Annotated in this window: 1 protein-coding gene; it reads left to right on the top strand. The window is 29.8% G+C overall.

Annotated features, from left to right (window positions below; translation table 11 throughout):
* The coding region (locus B0E34_RS17520) for a transposase (protein ID WP_165763016.1) at positions 1–447 on the top strand (447 nt) is incomplete at its 5' end.
* Between the last annotated feature and the right edge of the window lie 1,068 nt (positions 448–1,515).

Raw genomic sequence — 1,515 nt, 5'->3', positions numbered from 1 at the left:
ACCATTCATATTTTTGAAAACGGAGATACCCGAAAACAACTTCTGGCAAGAAGCCGGTATTTACTTTACAAAAGCAGGGAAAAATGGACAGAAAATCAAAGTAAACGGGTAAAGATCCTGTTTAGAGAATATCCCGATTTAGAAAAAATCTACCATTTATCGGATAGTTTAAGAAAAATGTACAATCAAAATATAACAAAATCCGTTGCCATGTTGAAGTTGGCTCATTGGTTTAAGGATGTTGAAGAGTCGGGTTTTAAATCATTTTCTACACTAAAGAATACCATTATAAATCATTACAACGATATTCTCAATTATTTTGAAGCAAGAAGCACCAATGCTGCTGCGGAATCTTTTAATGCGAAAATTAAAAACTTCAGACTACAACTTCGAGGGGTAAAAGACAGAACTTTCTTTCTATTCAGATTAACTAAACTTTTTGCATAGCCCCCAAGTTTTGCGATTGATCCAGAAAACTTCAGAAGAAACAAGGGAAAAGAGCCAAGTAACAAGTATAAAGTAACAAGTAAAAAAAGAAAAGTAAAGAAACCCGAGGATATAATCATTTATCATTTATCACTCATCAATGATCTTTCATTACTCATTACCTATCATAATTGAAACGGACTTTTTTTATGTCTTTTCTCGGCCTCCTGATGAAGAATATTTTTCGTAGAGTATAATCTTGCCCCACATCATAAAACTGGGAGATTAACTCTTATGAATTTATTGTTCATTTCTACGCAGATTTTGCTTTTAAAAGGAGCCAAAATTCTTTTTGCTTTCTATAATAATAAGGATTCTTATAGAATGGTCTGTTTTATTTCTATATTAAAACGTATAATCTTAAAATATTTAATCTATAACCAAAATTACTTCATACATCAAAATATATAGAATATTGAGGCGCAAAGAAACTTTTTTTAATAACGGCATCAGTAATCATCTTGCTAAATATCTTCAAAACCTTTAAGATATTAATGAAGAACAGATCTAACATATGCTCAGTTCTCAATTTTATTCATCCCGTTATTTTAAAATCTAACAAATTAATTAATTGATAACTTATCCTTTAATTAATATTAAATTTAATATAACCCCTCGCAAATGCGCAAAATATTCATTAAATATCGTCCTATCTTAAGGCACAAAGATTTTATCTGCGATCAAACAAGCATCAATCCTTATTGAAAATCTTTGATTTTCCTGCGCCTTAAAGATCTAAGACGAATAACTCATTTTATCTTCCTCAATTATTTAATACTCTTAAAACAAACCTCTATCAACTTTCCCCTCAACAATACTTCAGTATCAAAAAATAAACATTAGTTTAAATTTCCCCAAAATATTATTACAGTGTATCAGTATTTTACGTATAAATATGAATTAAAAGTGAAATTAAAGTTAACAAAACTTGTTTTGCGTTACAATAAGTTGTTATCTTTGCCCCACTGAAAACGAGAGTTGATCAGTAAGCGCAGAAGAGCTTTTAGAGAAGCATATAATTTACGATTC

The sequence above is a fragment of the Chryseobacterium mucoviscidosis genome, assembly GCF_002177115.1.
GTDB classification, from domain to species: Bacteria; Bacteroidota; Bacteroidia; order Flavobacteriales; family Weeksellaceae; genus Chryseobacterium; species Chryseobacterium mucoviscidosis.
Note: the sequence above shows the minus strand (reverse complement) of the source record. Positions and strands in the feature narration are given on the sequence as shown.